The sequence below is a fragment of the Candidatus Neomarinimicrobiota bacterium genome, from assembly GCA_022560655.1.
GTDB lineage: Bacteria > Fidelibacterota > Marinisomatia > SCGC-AAA003-L08 > TS1B11 > JADFSS01.
On record JADFSS010000101.1, the window covers coordinates 1 to 5,877 of the forward strand.

Below are 5,877 nucleotides of genomic sequence, written 5' to 3' on the forward strand. Positions count from 1 at the left end.
GTACACGCTTGGCGTAGTGACGCCACCGAGATTCAGGGATTCATCAACACCGGGGCGCTGTTCGCCGGTTACCTGGGAACCGGCCTGGGAGCAGCCGGCTTCGCGGTCAACGATTCACCCCGGGTTGAAGTGTTCATACCCATCAGTGGGATCAGGAGCGGCCACCGGATCATGGATAAAATCACCCGGGATGCCCTCAAGGCCAATCTGCAGCCGAGGATTCACTACCAGCTTTTATCGGCCGAGCTGGTGGGCCGTGCCGATGGTATAGACGGTCAGTTTAAGTTCAGGACGATAGGTGCATTGACCGTAGCCGGAGAAACCATCACTGTAGAAATGACGGTAGCCGTCAGCCTCGAGGCAGACGGTCTGCTACTCGCAGAGGGCCAGCTGCCCATGCGCATGAGCGCGGTTGGCGTCAGCCCACCGGTTGCTCTCTTAGGCATGCTCAAGACCCACGATGAGGTCACCATTCATTTCAGCCTGGTTACCGTCATCGATCCTGATATCGTGATAGTTGTGACTTCACCGCGCCAAAATAGACGCAAGGATCGCACTACTCTGGAGCACATGAAATGAGCGATCTAGAGTGTCGCTCCCATGCTGGTAGTTCCGGGCTAACCAGCTTCTGCTCGTGGGCGTGTTGGCATACGAGTCCATGCGTACCGCGATCAGAGCCATGGCTGCCAGTTGAGGCGCCAGCTAAGCCTTGGAAAGGTGAAATGTGTCTCTTAGTTTTAAACCCAAGTAGCTCAAACTGCTTTGACGACGTACACCTAAGCGCCCAATCATGCACACCACCGCCCGCTATTTCATCAAAACGGCGTTTATGTTTTTCGCCTTGGGAATTTTCGCCGGGATCTACCTGTACGCTGCGCCACTCTTTGGCTGGCGACTCCCTACTACCCTCATATCCGCGCATACCCACATCTTGTTGGTGGGGGGCATGATGATGATGATACTGGGTGTGGCTATCTGGTTTTTCCCCCGGCCTACGCAGGAGGATACACGCTACAATCCCGCGCTTGTGCGCACGATATATTGGTTTTTTGCCGGCAGCACTCTATTGCGCTTCATCCTCGAAATTGCAGCTGGGCTGCAAGTCTCCAGGGGTCTGCAACTGGCTGGACTAACTATGGCACTCGTTCAGGTGGCTTCCATATTAGGACTTATCTACACGCTATGGGGCCGCATCCGCCCGGTAGGGAGCCATCTGCGGGAGCAGAAAGGGGAGAAGTTCTAAGGCAGATCGCGAAGTACCGAACCGCCTGCCACAGCGCTTACACCCGATCCCGGCATAGGTCTCCCCCCGGTTCGCCTTCCAGCAGCAGGCTTCCGGCCTAGTCCCTTTCCGTGAGGATGCCCGTCATTCGATCGTCGTCTGCCACTGCCCCCGCCCCGAAATCTCTTTCCGCCAAGAGCTTGATGGCCGTCATCCCGGGGCTGATGAGCAGCTCAGCCTCACGCAGCTTGCGGATGATCTGTTCGGGGTTGGACCTCTTCCAGGTCATGGACCTCGCTCCCTTCCATTAGCCTAATGACTAACTCAAGGTCTGGGCCAACTTTTGGGGGCCAGGTCAACACGGCGATTAGTCCAAGAAACCAGCGATATCGGAGAGCTTCTCTTGCGCAAGAATTAGAATTTGACGATTTTGATCCCTAATTAAGAGTTCTTCGCGAAAATCAGTCAGAACCCTTACCGCTGTCTCTTCCGAAATACCGATTAGGTCGGCAAGCTCGCTCCGTGAGAGCTTGAGATCCAGGAGCATACCTTCCTCATGCTCACGACCGTACTTCACTTTCAGCAAGAGGAGTAATCCCGCCATGCGCTCCCTGACGGATCGATGCGCGATATCAATGGCTCGATCCTGAGCTACAATCATTTCCTTCGCCAGATTTTGGAGGATTGCCCAGCTCACGTCTTTTTGCTCCGATAGGATTGGATATATGATCTTGCGGTCGATGAAGCAGATAACTGAATCTTCGAGTGCCTCTGCGCTTGCGGAATATGGCTGACCCGATAGGAGGGAGAGGTAACCCAACTGATCGCCTGGTTCTGCAATCCTTAGTGTAAGCCTTTTACCTTCCGCCGTCGTCTTGAAGAGCTTCACCCTTCCTGAGTTGAGACAAAAGAGGCCATAGGAAGGATTGCCTTCATAGAATACGATCTGTCCCTTCCGATAAAGATTGGACCTTTTTTGGTCATTGACTAAATCCACGAGCTCGGGTTCAAGGCTTTTGAAGGCGCTTAAGTGCCGGACTGGGCAGATCGTACAGTCTAGCGGGGCTGAAGACAACTCAGGGGTCCCAGTTGGTGCTCGCCTTTGATCATACCCATCACAGGGCAAGTTAATAATGAGCGCCAGTTGACGAAGATCAATTTGTGAACTGATGACGATCATGGGACATCATGAAAGCAAATGTGAAATTGCCTCGTGACCATGGGGCATAGAGACGGCCAGGTCAGAGTAGGTCGTAACCCAAAATGATTGAAATGGATGAGCAGCGATGAAAGTTGATATCGGTATCACAGAAACCAATAGCGACGCAGTCATCGAGATCCTCAACAGACTGCTCTCTGATGAAAACATGCTATACATCAGGACTAAGAACTACCACTGGAATGTTACGGGACCGCAATTCAATGATCTGCACAGATTCTTTGAGGTGCAGTGTAACGACTTGAACAGAATAATTGACTATGTAGCTGAACGCGTCAAATCCCTTGGCGGAATGTCGCTGGGAACGCTGGCTGAGTTCCTGCGGCATACCAGGCTTGATGAGCAGCCGGGGGAGTATTCGCATGCGCGGGAGATGGTATCCAGCCTTCTCTCGGCTCACGAAGCCATGATCCGGTTCCTGAGGGAAGACCTTGAAGCATGCGCGGACAAGCACGGTAATACGGGCATTGCCGTTTTCCTGACAGGATTGATGGAAAGGCACGAAATGATGGCTTGGATGTTACGTGCGTACTTGGAAGGCATTTCGGTGTGATCTAATATGCAATATCTCATACCCCATGCGATCCTGACTCCTGAAGACCGCCCCCTGGAGACTTCAGAGATTTCCCAAGCCTATTCGCCGGCAACGGGGTCTGCACAGAAAGACCCGGCTTTCCAGTTCAGTTTGGAGGAGACCTGCTCGGTCTTGCTGCGTCCTATCACTCCCGATGACAAGGCGCGCCTACGGAAGGGTCTAAAACTGGTTTCCGACGAGTCACGCTATCTGCGTTTTTCGCTGCGATTTCACAGCTGGGCGAGGCGCAGCTCCGCTACCTGACCGAAGTGGATCAGGTCAACCACGTCGCCTGGGGCGCACCCCCCCGGCATGCTACCGACCCAGGTACAAGGATAAGGTTCATTCCTTACGATGAGCCGCCCATGAAGAAAAATTCACCATCACGGTTGGCCCGTGACAAACCGGTAAAGGAAATATCGCCGTGAAATTGATTAGCACACTCCTGGGTCTCTTCATCGCTGCCGCTGCTTTGGCCCCGGTGGAACTGGCCGCCTATCCAGGTTTCGGCAAGAAGATCGACGCCTCCCTGAGCAATTCGTGCGGCAAGTGCCACGTGGTCTATCCCAAGTTGCGGGCCTACGGCAAAACTGTACGGGAGATCGGCTACAACGTGCCGTCCGGGGCCTTTGATGACGGCGGCCTTAAGCGCCTCTACCGCAGCCTCCCACTGGCCCTGCGTGGCAAGGTCGACATGTTCAACGCCGAGAAACCCGCCGGCGTCAACCTCTCCGAACTGCAGCTCATCAGCGGCGGCAACACCCTGAGCAACAAGCTCTCGTGGTGGTTCCACAAGCACGTGATGGAGGACAATGAGCTGGTGAGTCTCACAACCGGTATGCCCCATGAGGCCTGGCTGCAGTTCAACGCCTCGGATGCCGTCCACCTGCGGGCCGGCATGTTCGAGCTGCCCCTGTGGTTCTCCTGGTCCAAGACCAAGGTTAGCGAGCTCGACTACCTCTACTACACCACCACCACCAACAGCGACAACTTCGGCCTCATGGCCGCCCCGCAGTTCGGCCTGCAGGCCTACGGCACCTTTGCCTTCGCAGCGGCGGACGAGGACGACTGGGGCGAGGTGGACGACACTAACCAGGAGGGCTACAACTACGCCCTTTCCTTGACCAATGGCGAGACCGCCTTCACCCCCGCCGTGAACACCTTCTTTGGCCGCATCACCAGGAAAAAGCCCGACTACGCGGTGGGCCTGTTCATGTTGGCCGGAATCCAGGCGGCCCCCGCTGAGGACGACCATGGCGACGACGCTATGGCCCACGCTGAGGAGCAGGGCGGGCGCTACTACCGCCTCGGCGCCGATGGCGAGCTGTACCTCCGGGGTGATGACGCCACCGTCTATGCCAGCGCCGCTTACGGCCAGGATGTTGAGCGCGCCTTTGTCGGCGGATTTGTCGGCTACGACCAGCTGGTGGGCCGCAAGATCTTCCTCACCGCCCGCCTGGACGGCGTCCGGTTCACTGCCGCAGACGAGCATGCGGGCATGGACATGACCGGCGAGGAGGACGGGGCCCACATCCACGGCACGGTCATCTCCGACAACGCCCTCGCCGCCTGCTTCGGGCTCTACTACCTGGCTATGGGCAACCTGCGGCTGGGCATCGACTACCGCTACGGCCTCACCGGCATCGACAACAAGAGCATGCTGCAACTGCAGTTCGCCTTGTAGTCCGCTGCTACCACCTTGGGCGGGGTGGGGGGCGGTCGCACCAGTCGCCAAGGTGATACACGAGCCTGCGCGACGTGTAATGCGCGAGTAGAAAGCTGACACCTACGCTTAGACCAAAATTAAGGATAATAATAAAGACTTTGGCCGATACACTAATCATCGTTTCAATAGTCGGCATAGCATTATTGGCAAGTCTATTTCCAAAGCCGCAATCATCAAATGATGCCAGCGCTAATTACACGGGCAAGCGACGTGCCGCAATGGCTACATGCATAACCGTGGGCGCCGCTCTTGGAGCGGCACTCGGCGCGGCGACGGACAACATAGGCATGGGCGTAGCGATTGGCGTGGCGGTGGGGGTAGCCATCGGTGTGGCCCGCGAGACCAGGCAGAGCTGAATGCCAACCAACAGCTGGATCTAACAAGGCTGATTCATGGCTACCGATCATTGCACCCGAATCCAAAGCGGCTAAACCTGTGCCCACAATCACCATCGTGCGTTGGCTGGTGCGCGAGTACATGGGTACCGCATTGGTGGGCGTCTTTCTTTTCCTGGCTGCCGGCCGAATAGACTGGATCATGGGCTGGGTCCTCGTGGGCATCACCTTCGCCTGGGTAAGCGCCACCGCTATTATCCTAATACCACACAGCCCAGATCTCCTCGCCGAGCGGCTGGGACGGTTGAAAGGGGCCAAATCCTGGGACGTGATCATCATGAGTATCGTCGCAGCCGGTACCATCGGACGGTTGATTGTTGCTGGCCTGGATTTCCGCTTTGGCTGGAGTGAAAGAATTGATCTGCTCTTTCAGGTGATTGCCGCGGTTGTAGCTGCAGTGGGATACTTCCTTGTAACGTGGGCCACGGCGGTCAATGCCTTCTTCTCCCAAGGTGTCCGTATTCAGAAGGAGCGGGGCCATCACGTTGTCACGGGTGGCCCGTACCGCTTTGTGCGTCACCCAGGCTATGTAGGTACGATCCTTTTCGAGGTGTCTGTCTCCATCATGCTGGGTTCATTCTGGGCTCTCGCCATCGGGGGGTTGAATGCACTTCTGTTTATCATCCGCACCGCACTGGAAGATCGAACTCTGCATACCGAATTGGATGGCTATCCCGATTATGCCCAGCAAGTCAGTCATCGTCTGCTCCCGGGTGTGTGGTAATCGACGATTAACGCTTC

The 5,877-nt window shown here is 56.1% G+C and carries 9 protein-coding genes; 7 read left to right on the forward strand and 2 right to left on the reverse strand.

Features of this window, described 5'->3' with window-relative positions; translation table 11 throughout:
- Positions 1–579: YceI family protein (locus IH971_10565; protein ID MCH7498279.1), on the forward strand; the 579-nt coding region annotated here is incomplete at its 5' end.
- Between the two features lie 211 nt (positions 580–790).
- Positions 791–1,243, forward strand: coding sequence for a hypothetical protein (locus IH971_10570; protein MCH7498280.1), 453 nt, complete (start codon positions 791–793; stop codon positions 1,241–1,243).
- A 97-nt stretch (positions 1,244–1,340) separates the two neighbouring features.
- Here the strand turns inward: IH971_10570 and IH971_10575 are convergent, their stop codons facing one another.
- Both IH971_10575 and IH971_10580 read right to left on the reverse strand, forming a co-directional pair.
- Positions 1,341–1,511, reverse strand: coding sequence for a hypothetical protein (locus IH971_10575; GenBank protein MCH7498281.1), 171 nt, complete (start codon positions 1,509–1,511; stop codon positions 1,341–1,343).
- A gap of 78 nt (positions 1,512–1,589) precedes the next feature.
- Positions 1,590–2,402: a Crp/Fnr family transcriptional regulator gene (locus tag IH971_10580; protein MCH7498282.1), complete on the reverse strand. Its 813-nt coding sequence runs from the start codon at positions 2,400–2,402 to the stop codon at positions 1,590–1,592.
- Positions 2,403–2,508: 106 nt separating this feature from the next.
- Between IH971_10580 and IH971_10585 the strand changes: the two genes are divergently transcribed.
- The 5 genes from IH971_10585 to IH971_10605 all read left to right on the forward strand — a co-directional run bounded on the left by IH971_10585 (position 2,509) and on the right by IH971_10605 (position 5,860).
- Positions 2,509–2,994 carry a DNA starvation/stationary phase protection protein gene (locus tag IH971_10585; GenBank protein MCH7498283.1) on the forward strand — a complete coding sequence of 162 codons (486 nt, stop codon included), beginning with the start codon at positions 2,509–2,511 and terminating at the stop codon, positions 2,992–2,994.
- 6 nt (positions 2,995–3,000) lie between these two features.
- Complete coding sequence (locus tag IH971_10590) at positions 3,001–3,279, forward strand: hypothetical protein (GenBank protein ID MCH7498284.1); 279 nt, start codon at positions 3,001–3,003, stop codon at positions 3,277–3,279.
- Between the two features lie 160 nt (positions 3,280–3,439).
- Positions 3,440–4,699, forward strand: coding sequence for a hypothetical protein (locus tag IH971_10595; GenBank protein ID MCH7498285.1), 1,260 nt, complete (start codon positions 3,440–3,442; stop codon positions 4,697–4,699).
- A 260-nt stretch (positions 4,700–4,959) separates the two neighbouring features.
- Entirely contained in the window at positions 4,960–5,097 is a 138-nt protein-coding gene (locus IH971_10600) for a hypothetical protein (GenBank protein ID MCH7498286.1), read from the forward strand.
- Between the two features lie 79 nt (positions 5,098–5,176).
- On the forward strand, positions 5,177–5,860 hold the full coding sequence (locus IH971_10605) for an isoprenylcysteine carboxylmethyltransferase family protein (protein MCH7498287.1): 684 nt from the start codon (positions 5,177–5,179) through the stop codon (positions 5,858–5,860).
- The last annotated feature ends 17 nt before the right edge of the window (positions 5,861–5,877 follow it).